The 465-nt window shown below is 57.0% G+C and carries 1 protein-coding gene; it reads right to left on the bottom strand.

All coding sequences use genetic code 11. From position 1 onward, the window contains the following. Nucleotides 1–465: DDE-type integrase/transposase/recombinase (locus DDT56_RS24290; RefSeq protein ID WP_168197692.1), on the bottom strand; the 465-nt coding region annotated here is incomplete at both ends.

Here is a 465-nt window from a genome sequence, read left to right as displayed (position 1 = left end):
GCTGTCCGGTTTCGGCATGATGCTGATGTAGTCCCGTTTTATCGTCTTCACGAAGCTTTCTGCTATGCCGTTGCTTTCCGGGCTTCGCACTGCTGTCGTGCAAGGCTCCAGTCCCAGCAACCGGGCGAACGCCCGCGTTTCATGAGCCCTGTAGGCTGAACCGTTATCCGTCAGCCACTCCAGCGACTCTGTTGGCAACTGCCTTCCGAAGCGTTTTTCCACCGCACCCAGCATGACATCCTGCACCGTTTCTTTGTCATAGCCTCCGGTGCTCGCTGCCCAGTCAATGATCTCCCTGTCGCAGCAGTCCTGCGCGAAGGTCACCCGCAGCTTTTCGCCATTATCACAGCGGAACTCAAAGCCATCTGAGCACCAGCGCCGGTTACTTTCAGCTACTGCTACGCGCCCCTTATGGGCCCGCTTACGGCAAGGATCAGCGGGTTTACGTTCAAGAAGCAGATTATG

Source organism: Brenneria corticis (genome assembly GCF_003115855.1).
GTDB classification, from domain to species: Bacteria; Pseudomonadota; Gammaproteobacteria; order Enterobacterales; family Enterobacteriaceae; genus Brenneria; species Brenneria corticis.
The sequence above is the reverse complement of the archived record's forward strand: the minus strand, read 5'-3'. Positions and strand labels throughout refer to the sequence as shown.